General features: G+C 71.4%; 21 protein-coding genes and 1 rRNA gene. 5 read left to right on the forward strand and 17 right to left on the reverse strand.

Annotated features, from left to right (window positions below; all coding sequences use genetic code 11):
• Nucleotides 1-64: 64 nt before the first annotated feature.
• Nucleotides 65-691 carry an NUDIX hydrolase gene (locus tag AB0Q90_RS26545; RefSeq protein WP_363164374.1) on the reverse strand — a complete coding sequence of 209 codons (627 nt, stop codon included), beginning with the start codon at nucleotides 689-691 and terminating at the stop codon, nucleotides 65-67.
• Between the two features lie 83 nt (nucleotides 692-774).
• Nucleotides 775-2,442 (reverse strand): CTP synthase, encoded by a 1,668-nt coding sequence (locus tag AB0Q90_RS26550; RefSeq protein ID WP_363164375.1) that lies wholly within the window; start codon nucleotides 2,440-2,442, stop codon nucleotides 775-777.
• Nucleotides 2,443-2,951: 509 nt separating this feature from the next.
• Between AB0Q90_RS26550 and AB0Q90_RS26555 the strand changes: the two genes are divergently transcribed.
• The gene (locus tag AB0Q90_RS26555) at nucleotides 2,952-4,754 is read left to right on the forward strand and encodes a glycoside hydrolase family 15 protein (protein ID WP_363164394.1); all 1,803 of its coding nucleotides are present in this window, start codon (nucleotides 2,952-2,954) and stop codon (nucleotides 4,752-4,754) included.
• Nucleotides 4,755-4,847: 93 nt separating this feature from the next.
• Nucleotides 4,848-6,230, forward strand: coding sequence for an FAD-binding oxidoreductase (locus tag AB0Q90_RS26560; RefSeq protein ID WP_363164376.1), 1,383 nt, complete (start codon nucleotides 4,848-4,850; stop codon nucleotides 6,228-6,230).
• A 5-nt stretch (nucleotides 6,231-6,235) separates the two neighbouring features.
• Here the strand turns inward: AB0Q90_RS26560 and AB0Q90_RS26565 are convergent, their stop codons facing one another.
• Both AB0Q90_RS26565 and AB0Q90_RS26570 read right to left on the reverse strand, forming a co-directional pair.
• Complete coding sequence (locus AB0Q90_RS26565; RefSeq protein ID WP_363164377.1) at nucleotides 6,236-7,828, reverse strand: NAD(P)/FAD-dependent oxidoreductase; 1,593 nt, start codon at nucleotides 7,826-7,828, stop codon at nucleotides 6,236-6,238.
• Between the two features lie 11 nt (nucleotides 7,829-7,839).
• Nucleotides 7,840-9,333: an APC family permease gene (locus tag AB0Q90_RS26570; RefSeq protein ID WP_363164378.1), complete on the reverse strand. Its 1,494-nt coding sequence runs from the start codon at nucleotides 9,331-9,333 to the stop codon at nucleotides 7,840-7,842.
• Nucleotides 9,334-9,566: 233 nt separating this feature from the next.
• On the opposite strand from AB0Q90_RS26570, the gene AB0Q90_RS26575 reads away from it, so the two are divergent.
• Nucleotides 9,567-11,210 (forward strand): PucR family transcriptional regulator, encoded by a 1,644-nt coding sequence (locus tag AB0Q90_RS26575; protein WP_363164379.1) that lies wholly within the window; start codon nucleotides 9,567-9,569, stop codon nucleotides 11,208-11,210.
• Here AB0Q90_RS26575 and AB0Q90_RS26580 read toward each other — a convergent pair.
• The 6 genes from AB0Q90_RS26580 to AB0Q90_RS26605 form a co-directional block, all read right to left on the reverse strand.
• A complete protein-coding gene (locus AB0Q90_RS26580) occupies nucleotides 11,207-12,349 on the reverse strand; it encodes a glycosyltransferase family 4 protein (protein ID WP_363164381.1) in 1,143 nt (380 codons plus the stop codon). The two genes, AB0Q90_RS26575 and AB0Q90_RS26580, sit on opposite strands and share 4 nt — an antisense overlap.
• Nucleotides 12,350-12,522: 173 nt before the next feature.
• Nucleotides 12,523-13,287, reverse strand: coding sequence for a hypothetical protein (locus AB0Q90_RS26585; protein WP_363164382.1), 765 nt, complete (start codon nucleotides 13,285-13,287; stop codon nucleotides 12,523-12,525).
• Between the two features lie 79 nt (nucleotides 13,288-13,366).
• Nucleotides 13,367-15,085 (reverse strand): DNA repair protein RecN, encoded by a 1,719-nt coding sequence (recN, locus tag AB0Q90_RS26590; RefSeq protein ID WP_363164395.1) that lies wholly within the window; start codon nucleotides 15,083-15,085, stop codon nucleotides 13,367-13,369.
• A gap of 90 nt (nucleotides 15,086-15,175) precedes the next feature.
• Nucleotides 15,176-16,081, reverse strand: coding sequence for an NAD kinase (locus AB0Q90_RS26595; protein ID WP_363164383.1), 906 nt, complete (start codon nucleotides 16,079-16,081; stop codon nucleotides 15,176-15,178).
• Entirely contained in the window at nucleotides 16,078-16,893 is an 816-nt protein-coding gene (locus tag AB0Q90_RS26600; protein ID WP_363164384.1) for a TlyA family RNA methyltransferase, read from the reverse strand. Before AB0Q90_RS26600 ends, AB0Q90_RS26595 begins: the two co-directional genes overlap by 4 nt.
• 7 nt (nucleotides 16,894-16,900) lie before the next feature.
• On the reverse strand, nucleotides 16,901-17,179 hold the full coding sequence (locus AB0Q90_RS26605; RefSeq protein WP_363164385.1) for a hypothetical protein: 279 nt from the start codon (nucleotides 17,177-17,179) through the stop codon (nucleotides 16,901-16,903).
• Nucleotides 17,180-17,221: 42 nt separating this feature from the next.
• Here AB0Q90_RS26605 and AB0Q90_RS26610 point away from each other — a divergent pair, with 42 nt between their 5' ends.
• Nucleotides 17,222-17,569 carry an SCP2 sterol-binding domain-containing protein gene (locus AB0Q90_RS26610; protein ID WP_363164386.1) on the forward strand — a complete coding sequence of 116 codons (348 nt, stop codon included), beginning with the start codon at nucleotides 17,222-17,224 and terminating at the stop codon, nucleotides 17,567-17,569.
• Here AB0Q90_RS26610 and AB0Q90_RS26615 read toward each other — a convergent pair.
• The 4 genes from AB0Q90_RS26615 to AB0Q90_RS26630 all read right to left on the reverse strand — a co-directional run bounded on the left by AB0Q90_RS26615 (nucleotide 17,553) and on the right by AB0Q90_RS26630 (nucleotide 21,617).
• Entirely contained in the window at nucleotides 17,553-18,416 is an 864-nt protein-coding gene (locus tag AB0Q90_RS26615; RefSeq protein ID WP_363164387.1) for an ABC transporter ATP-binding protein, read from the reverse strand. The genes AB0Q90_RS26610 and AB0Q90_RS26615 overlap by 17 nt on opposite strands.
• Entirely contained in the window at nucleotides 18,413-19,450 is a 1,038-nt protein-coding gene (locus tag AB0Q90_RS26620; protein WP_363164388.1) for an iron chelate uptake ABC transporter family permease subunit, read from the reverse strand. The genes AB0Q90_RS26615 and AB0Q90_RS26620 overlap by 4 nt, the downstream gene beginning before the upstream one ends.
• Nucleotides 19,447-20,490 (reverse strand): iron chelate uptake ABC transporter family permease subunit, encoded by a 1,044-nt coding sequence (locus AB0Q90_RS26625; RefSeq protein ID WP_363164389.1) that lies wholly within the window; start codon nucleotides 20,488-20,490, stop codon nucleotides 19,447-19,449. The genes AB0Q90_RS26620 and AB0Q90_RS26625 overlap by 4 nt, the downstream gene beginning before the upstream one ends.
• A 98-nt stretch (nucleotides 20,491-20,588) precedes the next feature.
• A complete protein-coding gene (locus AB0Q90_RS26630) occupies nucleotides 20,589-21,617 on the reverse strand; it encodes an HAD hydrolase-like protein (RefSeq protein WP_363164390.1) in 1,029 nt (342 codons plus the stop codon).
• 72 nt (nucleotides 21,618-21,689) lie between these two features.
• On the opposite strand from AB0Q90_RS26630, the gene AB0Q90_RS26635 reads away from it, so the two are divergent.
• The gene (locus AB0Q90_RS26635) at nucleotides 21,690-22,982 is read left to right on the forward strand and encodes a DUF1015 domain-containing protein (RefSeq protein WP_363164391.1); all 1,293 of its coding nucleotides are present in this window, start codon (nucleotides 21,690-21,692) and stop codon (nucleotides 22,980-22,982) included.
• Between the two features lie 55 nt (nucleotides 22,983-23,037).
• Here the strand turns inward: AB0Q90_RS26635 and AB0Q90_RS26640 are convergent, their stop codons facing one another.
• The 3 genes from AB0Q90_RS26640 to rrf all read right to left on the reverse strand — a co-directional run.
• Nucleotides 23,038-23,826 carry a hypothetical protein gene (locus AB0Q90_RS26640; RefSeq protein WP_363164396.1) on the reverse strand — a complete coding sequence of 263 codons (789 nt, stop codon included), beginning with the start codon at nucleotides 23,824-23,826 and terminating at the stop codon, nucleotides 23,038-23,040.
• Nucleotides 23,718-24,863, reverse strand: a complete 1,146-nt coding sequence (locus AB0Q90_RS26645) for a hypothetical protein (protein ID WP_363164397.1) — start codon at nucleotides 24,861-24,863, stop codon at nucleotides 23,718-23,720. Before AB0Q90_RS26645 ends, AB0Q90_RS26640 begins: the two co-directional genes overlap by 109 nt.
• 246 nt (nucleotides 24,864-25,109) lie before the next feature.
• A 5S ribosomal RNA gene (rrf, locus tag AB0Q90_RS26650) occupies nucleotides 25,110-25,202 on the reverse strand; the annotation flags it as partial.

Genomic DNA, 25,202 nt, shown 5'->3' on the forward strand with positions numbered 1-25,202 from the left:
TGCGCGACAAGTCACGACGGAGCCGCAGACGCCAAACGGCATATCGAGGCACCCCAAAAGGCGCCTACGCCGCGAACGGCCGCGCAGGCCACTCCGCATCCGCCGCCCGCAACCCGTCCAACCCGCCGGAGGCCCTCGCCGCGACCAGCGACAGCACACCCACCACCAGGCAGTTGTTGTGCAGCTCCCCCGCAAGCACGCCCCGGACCAGCTCGTCGACCGGCACGCGCGCGTACTCCAGGTCGATCTCCTCGTGCTCGACCTCGAAGCGCTCCCCGTCGGCCTCGGACAGATCGCGGGCCAGGAAGACCCGTACGGCCTCGTCACAGCCGCCGGCGGTCGTGTAGACGTCGGTCAGCACCCGCCAGTCCTCGGCCTTGACGTGCGCCTCCTCGTACAGCTCGCGCTGCGCGGCGTGCAGCGGGTTCTCGCCGGGGATGTCGAGCAGTCCGGCCGGGATCTCCCACAGCTTCTGGCGCACCGGGTGCCGGTACTGCCTGATGAGCAGCACCCGGTCCGCCTCGTCCAGGGCGAGGACGGCGACCGAGCCCGGGTGGACCTGGTAGTCGCGGCGGACCACGCTGCCGTCGGGCATGACCACGTCGTCGGTGCGGACGGAGGTCTTGTTGCCCACGAAGGGGGTCTCCGTCGCCCGGATCTCCCACTCCTCCGGGGTGTCCTTGATCGTCATGCCCTGCCCTTCCAGCCGTACACGAGAAAACCGGGGTGCGCGCGTGTGAACGCCCGCACCCCGGTCACCGTACAACCCTTGTGTTACTTGCCCGTCTTGCGCTTGACCGCAGCCTTCACCAGGCCCGCGAACAGCGGGTGCGGCCGCGTCGGGCGCGAACGCAGCTCGGGGTGCGCCTGCGTGGCGACCAGGTAGGGGTGGACGTCGCGCGGGTACTCGACGTACTCGACGAGCTTGCCGTCCGGCGAGGTGCCCGAGAAGAGGATGCCGGCCTTCTTCTCCAGCTCCGCGCGGTAGGAGTTGTTCACCTCGTAGCGGTGGCGGTGCCGCTCCTCGACGTACTCCTTGCCGTCGTAGACCTCGCGCACGATGGAGCCCTCGGCCAGCTTGGCCGGGTACATGCCCAGGCGCATCGTTCCGCCCATGTCGCCCTCGCCCGCGACGATGTCGAGCTGCTCGGCCATCGTGGAGATGACCGGGTGGCCGGTGGCGGGGTCGAACTCGGTGGAGTTGGCGTCGTTGATCCCGGCGAGGTTGCGCGCCGCCTCGATCACGATGCACTGCAGGCCCAGGCAGAGGCCGAGCAGCGGGACCTTGTTCTCGCGGGCGTACTTGATCGCGCCGACCTTGCCGAGCACACCGCGGTCGCCGAAGCCGCCGGGGATGCAGATGCCGTCCACGTCGGCGAGCTGCGCCTTGGCCCCGGCCGGGGTCTTGCAGTCGTCGGAGGTGACCCACTTGATCTTCACGCGGGCCTTGTTGGCGAAGCCGCCCGCGCGCAGCGCCTCGGTGACCGACAGGTAGGCGTCGGGCAGGTCGATGTACTTGCCGACCAGGGCGAGGGTGATCTCGTGGTCGGGGTTGTGGACGCGGTCGAGCAGGTCGTCCCAGGTCGTCCAGTCCACGTCGCGGAACGGCAGGTCCAGCTTGCGGACGACATAGGCGTCCAGGCCCTCGCCGTGCACGGTCTTCGGGATGTCGTAGATCGAGCGGGCGTCCGGGCAGGCGACGACGGCGGCCTCGTCGACGTCGCACATCAGCGAGATCTTCCGCTTGATCGCGGTCGGCACCTCGCGGTCGCAGCGCAGGACGATCGCGTCCGGCTGGATACCGATGTTGCGCAGGGCCGCAACCGAGTGCTGGGTCGGCTTCGTCTTCAGCTCTCCCGAGGGGCCGATGTACGGCAGGAGGGAAATGTGCACGACGAAGACGTTGTCCCGGCCGACCTCGTGCCGGACCTGGCGGACGGTCTCCAGGAACGGCAGCGACTCGATGTCGCCGACCGTGCCGCCGACCTCGGTGATGACTACATCCACCTCGTCGGTCGCCATACGGCGGATGCGGTGCTTGATCTCGTTGGTGATGTGCGGGATGACCTGCACGGTGTCGCCCAGGTACTCGCCGCGCCGCTCCTTGGCGATCACCGTCGAGTAGACCTGTCCTGTAGTGACATTGGCGGAGCCGTCCAAGTCACGGTCGAGGAAGCGCTCGTAATGTCCGATGTCCAGGTCCGTCTCAGCACCGTCGTTGGTGACGAACACCTCGCCGTGCTGGAACGGGTTCATGGTGCCCGGGTCGACGTTGAGATACGGATCGAGCTTCTGCATCACGACGCGCAGACCCCGCGCCTTGAGCAGCATGCCGAGGCTGGAGGCGGTGAGGCCCTTGCCCAGCGAGGAGGCGACACCCCCGGTGACGAAGATGTGCTTGGTCGTCGTGGCTGTGCTGTTTCGGAAAGCAGCGGGCGGCATGGCCAAAGGGGGGCTCCCGTGGTCGCGATCTGGGGTGCGGTGCGGCTTGCTCACCGGAGACTTCCGGAGTTGCCGTCGCTGCGGTTCGGGGGTTTTTCTCCCACCGCTCCACGGGCTACCAGGGTATCAGCGCCGCGGGCCGATGGCTTCCGGCCACGCTCCGCGCATGTGTCGACACGGTCCCGTGCGGCCCCACCGGATTCTCACCCGCTGCTCACCCGTTCGGCCCAGCCGCGTTGCCCGGAGCGGCACGCAGATCATCTACGTGCGTCGTATCCTGCTCGGACACTCACTGCCGAGCCAGGCCGGCAACACGGCACCACCCCCGCCCGTACCACCGGAACAACAAGAGCTCGTCAGTTCGTTGAGCAACAATCATCGTTTTGCCTCACGGCAGGGCGGCTGCTTTGCTTCACCACTCAACGACGCATTACAACGACCCCTTGACCGCACTAGCGACCGCCCCCTTCTTCCGAGGGGGTGACGTGGCCGTTCGACTGGAGTTGCACGTGGCCGGGCGCATCGAAGACTACGCACTCATCGGAGACATGCAGACCGCGGCACTGGTCTGCCGGGACGGCACAGTCGACTGGCTGTGCCTGCCCCGCTTCGACTCGCACGCCATCTTCGCCGGTCTGCTGGGCACCGAGGAGCACGGCTTCTGGCGCCTCGGCCCCGCCCACGCGGCCGACGCGGAGCCGCCCACCGCCGCCCGCCGCAGCTATCGCGGGGACTCGCTGATCCTGGAATCCGAGTGGGACACCCCGCGCGGCACGGTCCGGGTGACCGATTTCATGCCCCCGCGTGACGGCGCCCCGCAGCTGATCCGGATCGTGGAGGGCGTCTCGGGCCGCGTCCCGATGCGCTCGGCCCTGCGTATGCGGTTCTCCTACGGGCGTGTCGTGCCGTGGGTGCACAAGCACGACGGGCGCACGGTCGCGGTCGCGGGACCGGACTCGGTGTGGTTCGACACCGACTGCGAGACCTACGGAAAGTCCCTGACGACGTACGCGGACTTCACCGTCGCCCCGGGCGACCGGATCGCGTTCACGATCTCCTGGGAGCCCTCGCACAAGCAGCCGCCCCCGCTGCCCGAGCCGGAGCAGTCGCTCCAGGCCACGGAGGACTTCTGGCGGGAGTGGGTGGAGCACTGCACGTACCACGGCCCCTACCGCGAGGCCGTGATCCGCTCGCTGATCACGCTGAAGGCGCTGACGTACGCCCCGACCGGCGGCATCGTCGCCGCGCCCACCACCTCCCTGCCGGAGGAGATCGGCGGCGTCCGCAACTGGGACTACCGCTACACCTGGCTCCGCGACGCGGCGATCACCCTGTCCTCGCTGCTGCGCACCGGCTACCGCGAGGAGGCCCGCGCCTGGCGCGAGTGGCTGCTCAGGGCGGTCGCGGGCGACCCGGAGAACCTCCAGATCATGTACGGCATCGCCGGCGAGCGCGAGCTGGGCGAGGCCGAGCTGGACTGGCTGCCCGGCTACGAGAACTCCGCCCCGGTCCGGGTCGGCAACGGCGCCGCGCACCAGCTCCAGCTGGATGTGTACGGCGAGGTCACCGAGGCCCTGCACCTGGCCCATATGACGGGCCTGGCCCGCAACGACTACGCCTCCCTGCTCCAGCTGAAGCTGATCCGCTACCTGGAGGACCACTGGGACGAGCCGGACGAGGGCATCTGGGAGGTGCGCGGTCCGCGCCGCCACTTCGTGCACTCCAAGGTCATGGCCTGGGTCGCCGTCGACCGCACCATCAAGCTCATCGAGTCCGGCGACGCCGACGGCCCGCTGGAGCGGTGGAAGGAACTGCGCGACGACATCCACCGGGACGTGTGCGAGAAGGGCTACGACAAGGAACGCAACACGTTCACGCAGTCCTACGGCTCGAAGGAACTGGACGCCTCGCTGCTGCTGATTCCGCAGATGGGCTTCCTGCCGCCGGACGACAAGCGCGTCATCGGCACCATCGAGGCGATCCAGCGCGAACTGTCCACCCCCGACGGCTTCATCCTGCGCTACCCGACGCAGGGCGAGGACGAGGGTGTCGACGGTCTGCCCGGCGACGAGGGCGCCTTCCTCGCCTGTTCGTTCTGGATGGCGGACGACCTGGCGATGATCGGCCGCGTCGACGAGGCCCGCAAGCTGTTCGAGAAGCTGCTGTCGCTGCGCAACGACCTCGGTCTGCTCGCCGAGGAGTGGGACCCGCGCCTGCAGCGCCAGGTGGGCAACTTCCCGCAGGCATTCAGCCACGTTCCGCTCATCGACACGGCGCTGCGGCTGACGGCTTCGGGAGCGTACGGAGGCTGAGCGTCCCGGGCCCGGCGCACCGGCAGGCGTCAGGCGCCGGGCCCGCCTAGGCTGGAAGCCCACAAATCCCCCCTTTCCGGAAAGGGGGCGGCCATGGCTTCCCTCTCGAAGGCGGGCGCGGCCCTCGCCGTGCTGCGCGAGGATCTGACCGGCGACGTGTTCGCCCCCGGGGACGCGGGCTACGACGACTCCCGAATCGTCTTCAACGCGATGATCGACCGGCGGCCCGCGGTGATCGCGCAGTGCGCCGACCAGGACGACGTCGTACGGGCCGTGCGCTTCGGCCGGGAGCTGGACCTGAACATCGCCGTGCGCGGCGGCGGGCACAGCGTGGCGGGCATGGCGCTCAACGACGGCGGCCTGGTCGTCGATCTGCGCCGGATGCACGGGGTGACCGTCCACCCGGCCGCCGAGGCGGTACGGATCGAGGGCGGCGCCACCATGAGCCACCTCGACCGCGCCACCCAGCCCTACGGTCTCGCCACCACCGGCGGCCGGGCCTCGACCACCGGGGTCGGCGGGTTCGTCCTCGGCGGCGGCACCGGCTGGCTGGACCGCTGCTGCGGCCTCGCCGCCGACAATCTCCTCGGCGTGGAGCTGGTCACCGCGGACGGCACACCGATCCACGCGAGCGCCGACGAGAATCCGGAGCTGTTCTGGGCCCTGCACGGCGGCGGCGGGAACTTCGGCATCGCCACCGCGCTCACCCTGAAGCTGTACGAGCTGCCCGAGTTCTCCATCGCGCTGCTGCTGTACCTGCCGGAGTTCGGCCCCGAGGTCGTCCGCACCTTCCGTGACGTGATCACCGCCGGCCCGGTCGAGGCATCCGGCGGCGTCCTCTACTTCACCGGCCCGCCCGAGGAGTTCGTCCCGGAGCGGCTGGTCGGGACGCTGCTGTGCGGGGTGCTGCTGACGTACGCGGGCGGCGAGGGCGACATGCGCAAGATCGCCGAGCCGCTGCTGGCGCTGCCGCACGAGGCGGAGATCGTCGGCGCGATGCCGTACGCCGACGTCCAGTGCATGATCGACGACCCTCCCGGGATGCGGAACTACTGGTCGGCGGAGTATCTGACGGGCGCGCCCGACGACTTCGTGGACGTCTTCTGCGCCCGCGCGGCCTCCGTCCCGATGCCGACCGGCACCCAGCACACGCTGCTCCCGCAGGGCGGAGCGATCGCCGACGGTCCGGCCGACTACCCGATCCCCTACCGCAACGCCCCCTGGGCCGTGCACCCGTTCGGCATCTGGGAGGACCCGGCGGACGACGAGCGGTGCAAGCGCTGGGTCCGGGACGTGCGCGCCGACGTGGAGCCGTGGAGCACCGGGGCGGTGTATCTCAACTTCATCGGCGACGAAGGACCGGAGCGGGTGATCGCCGGGCTGGGTGCCGAGAACTACCGGCATCTGGAGGAGGTGAAGCGGAGGTACGACCCGGACAACGTCTTCCGCTTCAACCACAACATCAGGCCACGGTGAGTCCGCTAGCCCAGGGCGGCGATCACCTCCTTCGCCGCCCGCTCCCCCTCGGTCGCCCCGCCCTCCATGAACCCCTGGAAGTCGTAGGAGCAGTGCTCGCCACCGATGTGGACATTGCCCTGCGCGACACCTTCGTAGCCCGCGTACCGGTGGACGTAGCCCACGGGCCAGTACGAATAGGCGCCCTGCGCATAGGGGTTGAGGTGCCAGGCGGACAGCTGTGCCTTGCCGGTCCAGGCGGCCGACGTGCCGGGGAAGAAGGCGTCGATGCCCTTCAGATACCTGGCGGCGAGCCGGGCGACGTAAGGGTCGCTCTCGTACGAGAACGGCGCCGCCGGCGTCAGGGACTTCGCGAGGCTGCCGCTGCCGTACTGGATGAGGATGCCGCCCGTGCCCGGCTGGATCTTGGTGGTGTCCCAGGTCTGCTGGACCTCGGAGTCGGTGAAGCAGTCGCCGGCGGACACCCCCGGCCAGGGGCCGGTGCCGCGCCAGGGGCGGCTGGAGAACTGCATGTTGAGCTTGGTGCAGTGGCCCATGCGGGCGTCCCGCAGCAGGCTTGTCATACGGGTGTCGAACCCGGCCCGGGTGAGGTCGAGTTGCTTGAGGACCGGCAGCGGGACGCACAGGATCGTGTGGTCGGCGGTGACGGTGCGGGTGGCGCCCGCCTCGGTGAAGGTGAGGGTCTGCGTGCCGTCGCCGTTGGCCCTGACCGCCTCCAGCGACCAGCCCTGCCGGATCGTGCCGTCGGGCAGGAAGTCGGCGATGGTGTGCGGGAGTTGGTCGTTGCCGCCGGTGATGTGGTAGCGCTCGTTGGACAGGCCCCAGATGTTGAAGTTGCCGGGATTGGTCTGGTAGCCCATGAGCAGCACCAGGGCCAGTGAGGACTGGTCGGTGGTGTCGGCGCCGTACTCGACGTTGTAGGCGACGTCGAAGAAGCGGCCCAGCGGCGAGTCGTGGCCGCCGGGCACACGCGAGTCGATCCAGTCGTACAGGGACATGGTGTCGAGGGCGGTGCCGGTCGGCGTGGTCTGGTTCCAGAACACCTCCCCGGCGTCCAGCAGGTCGCGGTGCAGGGCCTGGTAGACGCCCTTGAAGTCCTCGTCGGCCTGGTCGCGCGGGTAGTACTCGCCGTTGAACCACAGGACTTCCTCGGCGCCGTTGGGCCCGCCGCCGAGGAAGTCCTCGACGGGCAGCCCGAATCGGCGGCACAGCTCCAGCATCTTCTTGTGGCTGGTGTCGATCAGCTCGCCGCCGATCTCCGAGCTCTGGCCGTACGCCCAGTGGTCGCGCTGGGTGTACATCCGGCCGCCGACGCGGTCCGGGTTCGCCTCGTAGACCGTGCAGGCGTACCCGGCGTCGTGCAGGGTGAGGGCCGCGGTGAGCCCGGCGATCCCGGCGCCGATCACGGCGACGCGCGGCGCGGACGCGGCAGTGGCTCTCGGGGCCGCGGCGGCGGTCATCGCCGTGGCCGCGGCCGCGCCTTTGAGGACGGTACGGCGGCGGACGCGGGCTTCCGCGACGGGCAGACCGAGCCGTTCGGCGGCGGCGTGGTCGGTGAAGAGGTTGCGCAGGACGTGCATCGAGTGCGTTCGTGACACGGTGACGCTCCTCAGGCGTTGACGGGATCTTCCGTTCGCTCGGCCGAGTCCTCCAGCACGATCCGGCCGATGATGTCGTAGCGTTCGGGCCGCTTGGCCTTCAGGTAGAAGCCGAGGCCGAGGCCGCCGAGGAAGACCAGGCCCACGATCCACGGGATGGCCTTGAAGAACAGCGAGTCGGCCGCCGTACCGGCCGCGGTGTCGAGGTTGGTCACCAGCAGCCCCACCACCGCGATCATGCCGAGGCCGCCGAGCAGGGGCGCGGTGAGCGTGCGGAACCAGTGCCGGTCCTCGGGGTGGTTCTTGCGGAAGTAGCCGATGACGGCGAAGGAGCACAGGGTCTGCACGATGAGGATGGCCATCGTGCCGAGGATCGCCAGCAGTGTGTACAGGTGGATGTAGGGGTCCTGGTCGGTCAGCCAGAACGCGCCGACCAGGCCGACCGCGATCACCGACTGCACGAAGGAGGCGATGTACGGCGACCCGTGCCTGGCGTGGGTGCGGCCGAGGGCCGGGTGCAGGAAGCCCTCGCGGCCGATGGCGTACAGATAGCGGGACGCGCACTGGTGGAAGGCCATGCCGCAGGCGAACGAACCGGTGATCAGCAGCCACTGGAAGGTGTCCACGGCCCAGGCACCGAGGTAGGAGTGGGCCGGGTCGAAGAAGAGGTCGAGCGGGCTGGTCCCGGAGGAGATGTCGACCGAGCCCTTCAGGCCGTTGCCCGCGATGGTCATCCAGGAGACGTAGATGTAGAAGATGCCGACGCCGATGACGGAGATGAGCGTCGCCCGCGGGATGACCCGCTTGGGGTCGCGGGACTCCTCGCCGTACATCGCCGTCGACTCGAAGCCCACCCACGACCAGAAGGCGAAGAACAGGCCGAGCCCGGCGGAGGGGCCGGTGAAGGCGTTGGCCGGGTTGATCGGCTCGACGGGGATGCCGTCGGGGCCGCCGCCGTTGAGGAGTACGGCCGTGGCGACCACGAACAGGACGGCGATCTCGGCGATCAGCATCACGCCGAGGGCCTTGGCGGTGAGGTTGATGTCGAAGTACGCCAGCACGGCCGTGACGGCGAGCATCGCGGCCGCGTACAGGATCCACGGCAGGTCGACGCCGAGCTGGTCCTGGACGGTGGTCTTCGCGAAGTACGAGAAGACACCCACGATGGATGCCTCGAAGACGATGTACGCCAGCACGGCGAGCATGCCGGAGGCCATGCCGGCGATCCGGCCCAGGCCGTGCGAGATATAGCCGTAGAAGGCGCCCGCGGCGGTGATCCTCCGGGCCATGGCGACGTAGCCGACGGAGAAGACCGTCAGCACGAGCGTCGCGAAGAGATAGCCGGCGGGCGCGCCGGTGCCGTTGCCGAAGCCGACCGCGATCGGCAGGTTGCCGGTCATCGCGGTGATCGGCGCCGCGGTGGCGACCGCCATGAACACGACGCCCACCAGACCTACGGAATTCGCCTTGAGCCGATGGACCTCTCGCGTGGGTGTTTCTGCCATTCCCCGCCCCTCTCAGCATTTTCAACGTGCTGTCGCAACGAAATCCGAAGGTGAAGCGCGGCTTCTCTGTCGGATGCGTCAGTGTGGCGGCGGAGTGACGCATGCCACAACAGACACGCGGTCATGCAATTCGGCGCGGGGCGCGACGCATTGTCGTGCGCGAGGTCCGGATGATCGTCTCCGTAACCGCCCGGAGATGTCCCGGAAGCACGGGCGCGGGTAGCGTCCGGGCCATGGACAGCGGTATGGACAGCAGATTCGACACCCAGGGCGCCGGTATCACCGTGCAGCGAGCGCTGGAGCTGCCCGGGCTGCGCAGCGGGCTCCCCGAGATCCTGGCAGGTGCGGAACGGCTGGGGCGGACCGTGCGCTGGGTGCACGCGGGCGAGGTGCCCAACATCGCCTCGCTGCTGAAGGGCGGCGAACTGCTGCTGACCACGGGCTACGGTCTCGGCACCCGTCCGGCCGAACAGCGCGCGTTCGTCCGCACCCTGGCCGAACGCGGTATCGCCGCCCTCGTGGTGGAGCTCGGCCCGCGCTTCACCCGGCTGCCCGCCGCCCTCGTCGACACCGCCCGCACCGCCGGCCTCCCGCTGGTCCAACTGCACCGCGAGGTGCCGTTCGTGACGGTGACCGAGGAGATCCACACCGAGATCGTCAACGGCCACTACGCGCTCCTCCAGCGCGCCGAGGAAGTGCACCGCCGCTGCACGGAGGCCCTGCTGGGCGGCGGCGGCATCCCCCAGGTCCTCGGCATCCTCGCCGACTTCTGCGGCAACCCGGTGTTCCTGGAGACCACCGACGGTCAGCTCCTGTACGCCGCCGGCGCGGGCCCCGAGGGCGCGGACCCGCTCCAGGTGTGGGAGGGGCTGCGCGGCCCGCACAAGGACGCGCCGCCGCCCACGGGTTCGGCGCTGGTGGACGTGCCGGGCGGGGGCCCCGGTACGGGCTCGGTCCGCGCGCGTCTCGTCCTCCTTCCCGTCCGGGCTCCGCTGGCGCCGGTGCACCGGATCGCGGCCGAACGGGCGGCCGGCATCCTCGCCGTGGTGCTGATGCAGGCGCGCCAGGAGGAGGAACTGGCGGCGCGCGGCCGCGGCGACTTCCTCACCGACCTCGCCGAGGGGCGCATCGCCGCGGAGGACGCGCCCGCACAGGCGCGCGTGCTGGGCTTCAAGCCGGGCGACAGCCCGCTGCTGCCGGTGGTGATGCGGCTGGGCGACGCGCTCTCCCCCGGCGGCGGCTGGGCGGTGCTGGCGCGTGCGGTCGCCGAGGAACTGGCGTCGGTGGGCGTGCCGGTGCTGCTGGGCGTGCGCCCGGTGGAGGGCCGCGTCCCGCTGCTGCTGGGCCTGCGGTCGGAGTCGGAGCGGTCGGCGGTCGCGGACCGCGTCGCGGCGGCGCTGCGGGCGGGCGTGGAGCGGGCCGGGATGCAACGGCCGGGAGCGCAGCCGCCGGTCGTGGTCGTCGGCGTCGCGGGGGGCTGGGCGGCGGCCTCGGCGGGCCTGAGGCACGCGGCGGAGACGGCGACGGCGGCCCAGGGCCTGACCGACCGCCCCTGGTACGACGCCCGCCGCCTCGACATCGACCTGCTGCTGTGGCGGCTGCGCGACCACCCCGACCTCGCGGCCTTCGTGGACCGCGCGATCGGCCCCCTGCGCGACCACGACGCCCGTTCCAGGCCGCCGCTGCTGCCCACCCTGCAGACCTACCTCGCCCACGCGGGCCGCAAGGCGGAGACCGCCCGCGAACTGCACCTCAACCGGCAGACCCTCTACAACCGCCTCGCCCGCATCGGCGAGTTGCTCGGCACCGACCTCGACGACCCGCAGACGGTACTGGCGTTGAGCCTGGCCCTGCGGGCCCGCCGGCACGTGCCCTAGATCAGCGGCCGGTGCTGGGTCAACTCGTCGTAGACACTCAGCACTTGCGCGACGGTCTCGTCCTCGCTCGGCCAGGTGGCCGCCTGCCGCACCCCCCGCTCCCTGAGCAGCTCCCGCCGCTCGGGATCGTCGAGCAGCCGTACGACGGCGTCCGCGAGCGCCTCCGGGTCGCCGCACGGCACGAGTTCGGCGGCGTCGCCGACGAGCTCGGGCACACCGCCCGCGTCGGTGGCGACGAGCGGCACGCGCGCGTGGAGGGCTTCCTGGGCGAGCACGGACCGCGACTCCCATCTGCTCGGCAGCAGCGCGAGATCGGCGGCGGCGAGCAGCTCGCGCACGTCCTCACGCCGCCCGATCAGCCGGACGGGCAGCCCCTCGTCCTCGATCCGGTACTGCAACTCCGCCCGCAGCGGCCCCTCCCCGGCGATCGCCACCAGCGGCAGGGGATCGAGCCCGCGCCACGCGCGCGAGGCGTCCAGCAGGACGTCGTACCCCCGGTGCCGGTCGAGGGAGCCCACGGCCAGCAGCAACGGGCGCCCGAGGGCGCCGAGTTCGGCCCGGACCTTGGGCCGCAGCCGCTGGGCCTCGTCGTACTCCCGCTCGGTGGCGCTGCGCGGCCCGGGCAGCGCGACCGCGGCGAGCCGCGCGTCCCGCGCACCCGTACGGCGCGCCCGGTCCACCAGCGCCGAGGTCGTGCCGAGCACCACCGAGGCGGCCTTGACGACACGCCGCTCCAACAGCCGCACCAGGTGGGCGCGCGCACCCTCGGCGTGCGCCCGGTCGTGCCACGTGACGACGAGCGGAGTGCGCCGCCCGCTCAGGGCGAGCACCGCGCGGAAGGAGGCGTGCAGCCCGTGCGCGTGCACCAGATCGGCGTCCGCGCACGCCGCCCGCAGCGCCGCCACCGAACCGGGGTCGCTGCTGCGCGGCACGTGCACATGTTCGGCGCCCGCCCCGGTGAAGTCGTAGAGGTGATCGGCCTCAGCGGGGGCGCACACAGTGACCCGCACGCCCCTCGCGACAAGCCCCGAGGCCAGCGAGCGCACATGCGCGCTGCTGCCGGCGTTGCCTCCGCCCAGCACCTGCACGGTGCGCAGCGACGACTGGCCGAGCGGTGAGTGGCTGCTCACGGGGGTCACGTGGCCGGGGCTCCTGGTTCGGACGTCGGGCGGTCACGAAGAAAGTACAGAAGGATCGTGCGGAGGGGGTGAACCGCGAGGATCCCTGCGCGTACGAGGTGCACTGCCAAGGATGCCAGGACGTGCGGGCGTTCCGGGAACGCCGACGGGCGGACCGGGACACGCACGGTCACTCACACGGGTGAGGAACGGCGGCCGAGCCCCGTCCGCGCCACCTCGCTCACCCGGTCCCCGTACACCGCCGCGGCCACGACGGCGGCGGCGTGGGCAACGAGCCCCGCGCGCGTGTTCCCGGCGACGATCGCCGCCCCCAGGGCCGCGCCCAGCGCATGTGCCCCGGTGTCGCCGAGCATCGACCGCTCCGCGAGGTCGTCCGGCAGCACGGCCGCGGCGGCGCCCATCGCGGCGGCGGACAACTCCCGCGCCGCACCGCGCCGCACCAGCCCGGGCGCCCCGAGCGCAAGCACCGCGCCCACGGCCCGCCCCGGCCGTACGTCCACCAGGTTGACGAAGTGCGCGGCCCCGGCGATCACCATCCCCGCGAGCACCTTGTCCACCGGCCGCTCCTTGAGAAACGCCCCCGCGACCAGCCCGGCCGCCCCGATCCCGAACAACTTGACGGCACCGCTGGTGACTTCACCGCCGCGCAGGGCGGACAGATGGGCCCGGAAGCCGCGCCGTGGGTCCCCGGCGCCCGCGATGTCGTCGTACGCCCCGCAGGCACCGGCGGCGAGCACGGCGGCTCCGGCTGCGGGATGGACACGGGCGGCCCCGAGAGCGACGGCGAGGGCGGACGCGGGGCCGGGGTGGAGGTCGACGGGGCGGTTGGTGTGGTTGGTGCGCTGCCAACGGCGGGGGCCGCCCGGGGGTTTGGCGCGGAGGGCGGAGGTGGTGGCGCGGGTGAGGACAGCGGTGAAACCGGCGGTGAGGACGAACATCCGATCACCTTAGGGCCCGCGGAGCGGGCCAGTGCCGGGGACCAAAGACGGGTGGGAAATCGCCGCGGAGCGGCGAAAGCTACCCGTCCAACCGAGCCGCCGCCAGCAACTCCTCCGCATGCGCCCGCGCGGTCTCCGAGTCCTCCTGCCCCGCCAGCATCCGCGACAGCTCCCGCACCCGCTCCTCGCCCTCCAGCACCTTCACACCGGACCGCGTCACCGACCCGTCGTTGGTCTTCTCGACCAGCAACTGCCGGTCGGCGAAGGCAGCGACCTGCGGAAGATGCGTCACGACGACAACCTGCGCGGACTTGGCCAGCTTTGCCAGCCGCCGCCCGATCTCGACCGCCGCCTTGCCACCGACACCCGCGTCGACCTCGTCGAAGAGATACGTCGGCACCGGATCCGTCCCCGCGAACACGACCTCGACGGCCAGCATCACGCGCGACAGCTCACCACCGGAGGCGCCCTTGGCGATGGGCCGCGCCGGAGCCCCGGGGTGCGGGGCCAGCAGCAGCTCGACCTCGTCGGCACCCGACGGCCCGTACGCCACCGTACGCCCGCCGACCTCGACGCCTTCCGGGTCCTCGGTCTGCCGGATGTCGAAGGACACACGCGCGTGCGGCATGGCGAGCGAGGCCAGCTCGGCGGTCACGGCCGCCGCGAACCGCTCGGCGGCGTCCGTCCGCGCGTCCGTCAACGCCTGTGCCAGCCCGCCCAGTTCGGTCCGCAGCGCGTCCCGCTCGGCGGTCAGCTCGTCGATCCGCTCGTCGTCGCCGTCCAGCTCGGTCAGCCGGGCGGCGCTCTGTTCGGCCCAGGCCAGCACGGCGGTGACGTTCTCGCCGTACTTCCGGGTCAGCGCGGTCAGCGCGGCCCGCCGTTCCTCCACGGCCGCCAGCCGCAGCGGATCGGCGTCGAGGTCGTCGGCGTACCCCGCCAGCTCCCCGGCCACGTCGCCCAGCAGGATCCCGATCTCACCGATCCGGTCGGCGAGCGCGGCCAGCGCCGGGTCGTGGGACCGTACGGCGTCCAGGGCCCGCTGCGCGCCCGCGACGAGGGTGGCGGCGTCGATGCCCTCGGGGTCCTCGGGATTGCCCGCGAGCGCGGCGTGTGCGGCCGTAGCGGCGGACGACAGGGCTTCGGCGTGCCCGAGCCGCTCCGCCTCCTCCGCCAGTTCCACGTCCTCGCCGGTGCGCGGCTCGACGCCCGCGATCTCGTCGAGCCCGAAGCGCAGCATGTCGGCCTCCTGGGCCCGTTCACGCGCGCGCGTGGTGATCTCGTCGAGTTCGACCGCCACGGCCCGCAGCCGCCGGTAGGCCTCGCCGTACTTGGCGAGCGGCCCGGCGACCGCGTCACCGGCGTACCGGTCGAGCGCCTGCCGCTGCCGTGACAGCTTGAGCAGCCCCTGCTGGTCGGTCTGCCCGTGTACGGCGACCAGCTCGTCGGCGAGCTCGGCGAGCACGCCCACGGGCACGGAACGCCCGCCCAGGTGCGCCCGGGACCGCCCCTCGGCGGAAACGGTACGGCTGATCAGCAGCGCCCCGTCGTCGAGCTCGGCCCCGGCCTCCTCGGCCCGCACGACGACCGACGCGCCCGCGGGTACGGTGATCCGCCCCTCCACGACCGCTTTCTCGGCCCCGATCCGCACGAGCGCCGCGTCCGCCCGCCCACCGAGCAGCAGCCCGAGGCTGGTGACCACCATGGTCTTGCCCGCGCCCGTCTCACCCGTGACAGCGGTGAACCCGGGTGACAGCTCGACGACGGCGTCGTCGATGACTCCGAGCGACCGTATCCGCATCTCTTCCAGCACGGTGAAGACCTTACGAGGTCCGGGCGGGCAAGTGCGAGGTGCCCTGTCACCCGGGGGAGTGGAGGTACACGCGGACCGCTAGTGAGGCGCGCCCCGCCACCCGGAAACGGGCAGCGCAAACTTCGCAACCAGCCGATCGGTGAACGAAGCGTGATGCAGCCGGGCCAGCCGCACCGGCACGGCTCCGCGCCGCACCTCCACCCGCGCCCCCGGCGGCAGTTCCACGGTCCGCCTCCCGTCGCACCACAGCACACCGGGCGGAATATGAGGCAGCACCTCGACCGCCAGCACGGAATCCGGCGACGTCACCAACGGCTTCGCGAACAGCGCGTGCGCGGAGATCGGCACCATCAGCAGCGCCTCGACCTCGGGCCACACCACGGGTCCGCCGGCCGAGAACGCGTAAGCCGTGGACCCGGTCGGCGTCGACAGGACAATCCCGTCGCACCCGAACCCGGTCACCGGCCGGCCGTCGATCTCCAGTACGACTTCCAGCAGCTTCTCGGCGCCGGCCTTCTGCACCGCCGCCTCGTTCAGCGCCCAGTCCGTGTGCACGATGTTGCCGTTCTGATGGACGACGACATCGACCGTCATCCGCTCCTCGACCTCGTACGCCTTGGTGACCACCCGGTCGACGACCTTGTCGAGGTCGTCCCGCTCGGCCTCCGCGAGGAACCCGACCCGCCCGAGGTTGACGCCGAGCATCGGCACCCCGGACGCCCGTGCGAACTCCGCCCCGCGCAGCAGCGTGCCGTCGCCGCCCAGCACGATCAGCAGCTCACACCCGTCGAGGCACTGCGGAGTCGCCTCCTTGACCAGCTTCACCTCGTCGGGCAGCGGCAGATCGGCCGCCTCCGCCTCCAGCACCCGTACCCCGATGCCGGATCGCAGCAGCCCCTTCACGACCAGCTCGGCGCTGCGGATCGCCGCAGGCCGACCGGTGTGGGCGAGCAGGAAAACAGTACGAGCTGGGTTCTGTGTCAACGCGGCCCCTCCGCCACTGCACGGTCAACGTCGGCCGGGTCCAGTTCCGGTGCCCCGGACCGCAGCCACAGAAAGTACTCGACATTCCCGGAAGGCCCGGGCAGCGGGCTGGCGGTGACACCTTTCACCCCGAGCCCGAGTTCCCACGCCCGCTGCGCGACCCCCCGTACCGCCTCGGCCCGCAACTGCGTGCTGCGCACCACGCCTCCGCTGCCGAGCCGTTCCTTGCCCACCTCGAACTGCGGCTTGACCATCATCACCAGGTCGGCGTCCGGCTTCACGCACCGCACCAGGGCGGGCAGCACCAGTCCGAGCGGAATGAAGGACAGATCCCCCACGACAAGATCCACCGGCTCCCCATCGATCGCGTCGAGCGTCAACTCGCGTACGTTCGTACGGTCCTTGACGGTGACGCGTTCATCACTCTGAAGAGTCCAGGCGAGTTGTCCGTAGCCGACGTCGACGGCGACGACGTGCGCGGCCCCGGCCCGCAGCAGCACATCCGTGAATCCGCCGGTGGAGGCGCCCGCGTCCAGCGCCCGCCGCCCCTCGACGACGAGCCCCTGCGGTACGAAGGCCTCCAGCGCGCCGGCGAGCTTGTGCCCGCCCCGCGACACGTACTCGGGATCGCTGTCGTTGGAGGCGACGACGATCGCGGCCGCGGTCTCCACCTGCGTGGCCGGTTTGGTCGCGACGGTCTTGCCGACGGTGACCCGCCCGGCGGCGATCAGCTGGCTGGCGTGCTCACGCGAGCGCGCGAGCTTCCGGCGGACCAGCTCCGCATCGAGACGGCGGCGTGCGACTCCTGCCACGTTCGGTTCAGCTCCTGCTCTGGTACGGCGAGGGGGGCACCGGAGGTCCCGGGCGGGCGTCGAGCGCGGTGAGCGCGTCGCGCAGCCCCCGGTGTACATCCTCGTACACCTCGACGTGTCCGTCCGTGGCGAGGTGGTCCGCGTCGGTCAGCCGCTCCAACTGGGCGTCGACCTCGGCGTTGCCGATGGGCGTGCGGGGGATGCCCAGCGGGGCGGGGGCCGCGGGGTCGTACTCCGGCTCCACCGCCTCCTGGAGAGTCTCCGTCTCCGGAACTGCGTCGCTCATGCCCAGACGCTACCCCGAAGCGCTGGGGTACCGTCGATCCCGATGGCCACGATCGAAGAGTGCCGCGCCGCACTCGAAAAGCTCTCGGACAACATGCAGCACGCCGAAGGCGACGTCCGCACGGCCGCCGCCCTGGACCGCTCGGTGAGCTGCCACATCACGGACCTGGACGTCACCTTCGTGGGCCGCCTCCAGGGCGGCCGGATCCATGTACACGACACCGTTCAAGGTCCGCCGCCGGAGAAGGCCCAGATCAGACTGGCCATGACCGGCGACGACCTGGTGGCGCTGGTGGACGGCGAACTGCACTTCGCGAAGGCATGGGGCTCGGGCCGGGTGAAGCTGCACGCGGGCGTGCGCGACCTGCTCGTCCTCAGGAAGCTTCTGTAGCCACAACCTTCTGCGGCTCGGTACGTGCCTTGCGCGCGGCCGGCACCACCAGCGGCGTGCCCGTCTCCGGGTCGTCGATGATCTGGCAGCGCAGCCCGAAGACCTCCTCGACCAGCTCGGCCGTGACGATGTCCTTCGGCGCGCCCTCGGCGATGACCGCGCCGCCCTTCAGGGCGATGAGGTGCGTGGCGTACCGGGCGGCGTGGTTGAGGTCGTGCAGCACGGCGACCAGGGTGCGGCCCTGCTCCTCGTGCAGTTCGGCGCACAGGTCCAGTACGTCGATCTGGTGCTGGATGTCGAGGTAGGTCGTCGGCTCGTCCAGGAGCAGCAGCGGGGTCTGCTGGGCGAGCGCCATGGCGATCCACACGCGCTGCCGCTGACCGCCGGACAGTTCGTCGACGTACCGCTCGGCGAGCTCGGCGACCCCGGTCTGCTCCATCGACTCCTGTACGACGCGCTCGTCCTCGGTGGACCACTGGCGCAGGATGCCCTGGTGCGGGTAACGGCCGCGGCCGACCAGGTCGCCGACGGTGATCCCGTCGGGCGCGATCGAGGACTGCGGCAGCAGGCCCAGCGTGCGTGCGACCTTCTTCGCGGGCATCGACTGGATGACCTGGCCGTCCAGCAGCACCCGGCCCTGGCTCGGCTTGAGCATCCGCGACAGCGCCCGCAGCAGCGTGGACTTGCCGCAGGCGTTCGGGCCGACGATCACGGTGAAGGAGTTGTCGGGAATCTCCACCGACAGCTGCTCGGCGATGACCCGCTGGTCGTAGGCGAGGGTGACGTTGTCGGCGGACAGGCGGTTCACAGTGCTCCTTCGGGTGTTCTTGTTCGCGGTGCCGCTCATATCCGGCCCGCCCTGCGTTCGGCGACCAGCAGCCACAGCAGGTAGACGCCTCCGAGCACGCCGGTGACCACGCCGACGGGCAGTTGGTCGGCGCCGAACAGGCGCTGCGAGGCCCAGTCGGCGGTGACGAGGAGGGCGGCGCCCATGCACAGGGAGGGCACCAGGTTCGGTCCGGGCGACCGGGTCAGCCGCCGGGCGAGCTGGGGCGCGGTGAGCGCGACGAAGCTGACGGGCCCGGCGGCGGCCGTGGCGGTCGCGGTGAGCAGGACGGCGGCGACCATCAGCAGCGCCCGCACGCGCTCCACGCGCACGCCGAGGGCGTGGGAGACGTCGTCGCCCATCTCCATCATCCGCAGCCCGCGCGCGTTGGCGAGGACGAGCGGTACGAGGACAGCGCACAGCGCGAGCAGCGGCCAGACCTGCTCCCAGTCACGTCCGCTGAGGGAGCCGGTCATCCAGACGACCGCGCGGGCGGCGTCGACGATGTCGGACATGGTGAGCAGGTAGCCGTTGACGGCGGTGACGATCGCCGACACACCGATACCGACCAGGACCAGTCGGTATCCGTGCACGCCTTGCTTCCAGGCGAGCAGATAGATGGCCAAGCCGGTCACCAGTCCACCCACGAGCGCGCCGATGGTGACCTGGGTCGCGCTCCCGGAGAACAGCACGATCATCGTGAGCGCGCCGGCCGTCGCGCCCTGCCCGAGCCCGAGCACATCCGGACTGCCCAGCGGATTACGGGAGATGGCCTGGAACAGCGCGCCGCCGAGCCCCAGCGAGGCACCCACCAGCAGGGCCACCAGCACCCGCGGCAGCCGCAGCTCGTTGATGATGAACTCCTGCCCCGCGTTGCCGTCGCCGGCCAGCGTCTTGAGCACATCGCCCGCGGAGATCGGGAAGTCCCCGGTGCCGATCAGCACGACACTCGCGGCGAGCGCGGCGAACAGCAGCGCTACGACGACGATCAGGGCACGCAGGTCCAGCCGGACGGAGAGCCCGCCCGGGGTCCGCACAGCACGGTTGGTCTTCACAGCTGCGCCGCCCTCCGCCGTCGTACGAGAAAGATGAACACCGGGCCGCCGATGATCGCGGTGATGATGCCGACCTGGAGCTCCGCCGGCCGCGCCACGACCCGGCCGATGACATCGGCGCCGAGCAGCAGCACGGGCGACAGGACACCGGCGTACGGCAGGATCCAGCGCAGGTCGGGCCCGGTGAAGGAGCGCACGACGTGCGGCACCATCAGGCCGACGAACACGATCGGACCGCAGGCGGCGGTCGCGGCCCCGCACAGCACGGTGGCGGCGAGCATGGACAGCGCCCGGGTGCGGTTCAGGTTGGCGCCGAGCGCCTTGGCGGTGTCGTCGCCCATGGACATGGCGTTGAGCGGCCTGGCCAGCGCCAGGGCGAGGATCATGCCGGCCACGAGGAACGGCAGCACCTGCAGGATGGTCGAGTCGGTCGCCGAGGACAGTGAACCCACCGTCCAGAAGCGCATCCGGCCCAGCGCGGCCTGATCCATGATCATCACGGCCTGGAGGTAGCCGTAGAGCGCGGCGCTGATCGCGGTGCCCGCGAGCGCCAGCCGCACCGGCGTGGCCCCCCGGCTGCCGCCGAGGAACCAGACCATCGCCCCGACCGCGGCCGCGCCGAAGAAGGCGAACCAGATGTAGCCGTTCAGCGAGGTGACGCCGAAGAAGGTGATGGCGGTGACGACCGCGGCGGACGCGCCGGCGTTGATGCCGAGCAGTCCGGGGTCGGCCAGCGGGTTGCGGGTGAGCGCCTGGAGCACGGCTCCCGACAGTCCGAGCGCGGCACCGGCCAGCAGTCCCAGAACGGTCCGCGAGATCCGCTCGTCGACGACGACATCACCGTACGTCCCCGTGTCCTGAAACAGACCGTGCCAGACCTGCGCCAGGGAGAGGTCCTTCGCGCCGATCGCGATGCTGGCCAGGGCGACGAGCACCAGGAGCACGACGGAGGCGAGGAGCCCAAGCGGGCGTATCGCCCGTCGGGTTGGGGGCGCGGCGGCGGTTTCCGCGCGCTGTTCTGGAGGACTGTCGACCAACACGCAGTTAGGTTAGCCTACCCTCCCAACCGATCTCGATCCCCGGACAGGCCCGGTGGCGGGCCCACCGCGATTCACAGGTTGGCGTCGGGCACCGCAGCTCACAGCCCCAGCCGCGCCAGCGCCTTCCCCGCGTCCAGCGCGCACGAACCCTCGCCGCCCGCCGTCCAGGCCACCGCACACAACGCGCGCAGCCCGTCCAAGGCCTCACCGTCACCGTCGAGTTCCAGCCGCTCACCACCGACCGAAGCGGTCCAGCCACCGCAACGGAAGCCGTCCCCTTCCTCCGTGACCTCCGGCTGTCCCACGAGCATCCCGCGCAGATCGGCGTCCACATAAGTCGGCCGGTGCTGCGGCGGCGCCGCGAGCAGCTGCGCGCCGTCCGTCACACCGGTCAGTACCAGCAGCGAGTCGACCCCGCCGTTGAACGCGCCCTCGATGTCCGTGTCCAGCCGGTCCCCGACCACCAACGGCCGCTCCGCGCCGGTCCGCAGAATCGTCTCCCGGTGCATGGGAGGCAGCGGCTTGCCGGCCACCTGCGGCTCGGCACCGGTGGCGATCCGCACGACCTCCACCCCCGCCCCGTTGCCCGGCGCGATCCCGCGCCCACTGGGAATCGTCAGATCCGTGTTGGACGCGAACCACGGCACCCCGCGCGCGACGGCGTAGGAAGCCTCCGCGAACCGCCCCCACTGCAGGTCGGGCCCGCCGTATCCCTGTACGACCGCCGCCGGATCGTCGTCGGCCGACTCCACGGGCACCAGCCCGCGCTCCCGCAGGGCGACGCGCAGCCCCTCCCCGCCGATCACCAGCACCCGGGAACCTGCCGGCACCTGCTCGCTGATCAGCCGCGCGACCGCCTGCGCCGAGGTGATGACGTCGTCCGCCCCCGTCGGTATGCCCAGCTCGGTCAGATGCGCAGCAACAGTGTCCGGCGTCCGCAGCGCGTTGTTGGTGACATAGGCAAGATGCATCCCGCCCGCGCGCGCCGTCGCGAGCGACTCGACCGCGTGCACGATCGCGTGCCCTCCCGCGTACACCACACCGTCCAGATCGAGCAGCGCCGTGTCGTACGCCTCGCTCAGGGCCCGCTCGCTGCCCTCAGGCCTCGTCCTGACGCTCTGGCTCATTCCGCATCGCTCCTCGTTCGACGGCTTTCACCCGATCATCCCGCATGCCACTGACACACGTACGATGCCGGGATGAACACAGCAGGTCACTCGGAGGCAACGGCGCACCGAGGCCTCGAACTCACCCCGTTCAGAGGCCTTCGCTACGACCCCGACCGGGTCGGCAGTCTGGCCGCGGTGACATCCCCGCCCTACGACGTCGTCGTGCGCCCCGACGGTCTGCACCACCTGCAGTCCCTCGACCCGCACAACATCGTCCGCCTGATCCTCCCCCAGGCCGGCACCCCCAGCGCCCGCAACGAACAGGCCGCGCACACCCTGCGCCGCTGGCTCACCGAAGGCGTCCTGACCACCGACACCGAGCCCGGCCTGTACGTCTACGAGCAGGACGACAGCCACGGCATGATCCAGCGCGGCGTCATCGGCGCCCTGCGCCTGTCGGACCCCTCGGAGCACGTGGTCCTGCCCCACGAGGACGTCATGCCGCACGTCGTCGCGGACCGCGCGGCCCTCATGCGCGCCACGTCGGCCAACCTCGAACCCCTGCTCCTCACCTACCGCGGCAACGGCTCGGCGGCCGACACCAGCGCCGTACTCGAACGCATCGCGGAGCAGCCCCCGCTGCTCGCCACCACCACCGAGGACGGCTACCGCCACCGCCTGTGGTCCCTCACCGACCCCGCCGACGTGGCCCGCATCCAGTCCGACCTGTCCCGGCACCAGGCCCTCATCGCCGACGGCCACCACCGCTGGGCGACCTACCGCCGCCTGCGCGCCGAGCACCCCTCCCCCAGCCCCTGGGACTACGGCCTCGTCCTCCTCGTCGACACGGCCCGCTACCCCCTGCGCGTCCGCGCCATCCACCGCCTCCTGCACAACCTGCCGGTGGCCGACGCCCTGACGGCCCTCGACGGCCTGTTCCGGATACGGCGCCTGGAGACGCCCCTCGCGGACGCGCTCGAAGCACTCGCCGAAGCGGCCGACGCGGGCAACGCCTTCCTGCTCGCCGGCGACGGCGCCTTCCACCTCGTGGACCGCCCCGACCCCGGCCTCCTGGCCCGCACCGTCCCCGCCGACAGACCCATGGCCTGGCGCACCCTGGACGCGACCGTCCTGCACGCCACGCTCCTGGACCACATCTGGCACATCCCCGAGGACGACCTCACCCGCATCGCCTACATCCACGACACCGCCGCCACCGTCCGCAAGGCGGAACGCGACGGCGGTACAGCCGTCCTGATGCACCCCGTGCGCGAGGAGGTCGTCCGCGACCTGGCCCGCCAGGGCGTGACGATGCCCCGCAAGTCGACGTCCTTCGGCCCGAAACCGGCCTCCGGCCTGGTCCTGCGCGCACTGGACCTGTAAACGCAGAAGGGGCGGGATCCCGGTAAGGATCCCGCCCCTTCTGTCTGTCTTTCACTTACTCCTTGTCGGCGTCGGCGTCGGCGTCGCTCTCGCCGTCGCTGTCGCTGTCATCGCTGTCGTCGTCGGAGGACTCGGCGATCTGTGTCTCGCCCTCACCCTCACCCTCGTCGAGGGCGTCGACGAACTCGACACCGTCCAGCTCCGCGAGCCGGTCCGAGGCGTCCGTGCTGCCGTCCTTGTCGGACTCCACGGCCTTCGCGAACCACTCCCGCGCCTCACCCTGCCGCCCGGCGGCAAGCAGCGCGTCGGCATAGGCGTACCGCAGCCGCGCGGTCCACGGCTGTACGGAGTTCGAGGCCAGCTCGGGGCTCTGCAAGGTCACGATGGCCGCGTCCAGCTGACCCATGTCACGCCGGGCACCGGCCGCGACGAGCCGCATCTCGACCTGACCCGCCTTGTCGAGCTTGCCCACCTCGGGCGCCCCGGCCATGTCCAGCGCCTTCTCCGGACGCCCGAGCCCACGCTCGCAGTCCGCCATGACGGGCCACAGCTCCACGGACCCGGTCATCCGCCGCGCGGCCCGGAACTCGGCCAGCGCCTCGGAGTACTTCTGGTTCGCGTACGCCGCGAACCCGGCGGCCTCCCGAACGGCGGCGACACGCGACGCCAGCCGCAGGGCCACCTTGGAGTAGCCGTACGCGCCCTCGGGGTCCTCGTCGATGAGCCGGGCAACCATCACCAGGTTCTTGGCGACATCCTCCGCGAGCGTCTTCGGCAGGCTCTGCAGCTCCTGCCGTACGTCCTTGTCGATCTCGTCGCCCGTGACGTCCTCGGGGATCGGCAGCCGCTTGATCGGCTCGCGGTCCCTGTCCCTGTCACGGTCCCGGTCCCGCTCGTCGCGGAAGCGCCCACCACCACGCCGGTCGTCCCGGCCGTCACGGCCGTCACGTCCACGGAACCCACCGGGACGGCCACCACGGTCGTCCCGACGCGGCCCGCCGCGCCCACCACGGTCGTCCCGCCCACCACGGTCGTCCCGGCCACGGAACCCACCGCGCTCACCCCGGCCGGCACCACGGCTGTCGTCACGACGGAACCCACCGCGGTCGCCATCACGACGGTCGTCGCTACGACGGTCATCGCGACGCTCGTAGCTGCCACGGTCGTCACGCCGGTCGTCACGGCGCTCGTAGCCACCACGATCGTCACGACGCTCGGGCCGGTCATCGCGGCGGAAACCACGGTCGCGGTCGTCACGACGGAAGCCACGGTCGCGGTCCCGGTCGCGGTCGTCGCGACGGAAACCACCGCGGTCGTCACGGCGCTCGGGACGCGCGTCACGCCGGTCGTCGCGCCGATCATCACGCCGGTCGTCCCGGCGGAACGCGGGACGCGGCCCCCGGTCGCCTTCACGCCGGTCGTCGCGCCGACCGTACCCGCCACCACGATTGTCATCACGACGGAAACCACCGCGGTCGTCATCGCGACGGAAGCCGCCACGGTCGTCGTCACGGCGGGGCGCGGGACGGTCGCCGTCCCGACGGAAGCCACGGTCACGGTCGCGGTCGTCGCGACGCGGCCCGCCGCCCTGCCGGTCGTCCCGGCGGAACGCGGGACGCGGCCCCCGGTCGCCTTCACGCCGGTCGTCGCGCCGACCGTACCCGCCACCACGGTTGTCATCACGACGGAAACCACCGCGGTCGCCGTCACGACGGTCATCGCTACGGCGGTCATCGGTACGCCGGTCATCGCGCCGGCCATATCCGCCGCCACGGTTGTCATCACGACGGTCATCACGACGGTCATCACGACGGTCATCGCGCCGGTCATCGCGGCGGCCGTAGCCACCACGGTCGCGGTCGTCGCGACGGTAGCCACCACGGTCCCCGCGGTAGCCGCCCCGGTCACCACGGTCGCCGCGGTCACCACTGTCCCGTCGCCGCTGGTCGCGCTCCGGTCGGTCGTCGGGAGAGTTGGTGGACATCGGTGACTCCTGTCTTCGGTACCGCAAGTCATTCTCGCGCAGCCGGGTACCCGGCGCGCTCCGGGCGGCGCTTGTTCTCAGAAAAACGAAAGGACCCCTGGTCCCAGCTGAACGCTGGTGACCAGGGGTCCTTCCCAAAGATTGTTCGGCGGCGTCCTACTCTCCCACAGGGTCCCCCCTGCAGTACCATCGGCGCTGTGAGGCTTAGCTTCCGGGTTCGGAATGTAACCGGGCGT

The organism is Streptomyces sp. NPDC079141 (genome assembly GCF_040686775.1).
Classification (GTDB): Bacteria; Actinomycetota; Actinomycetes; order Streptomycetales; family Streptomycetaceae; genus Streptomyces.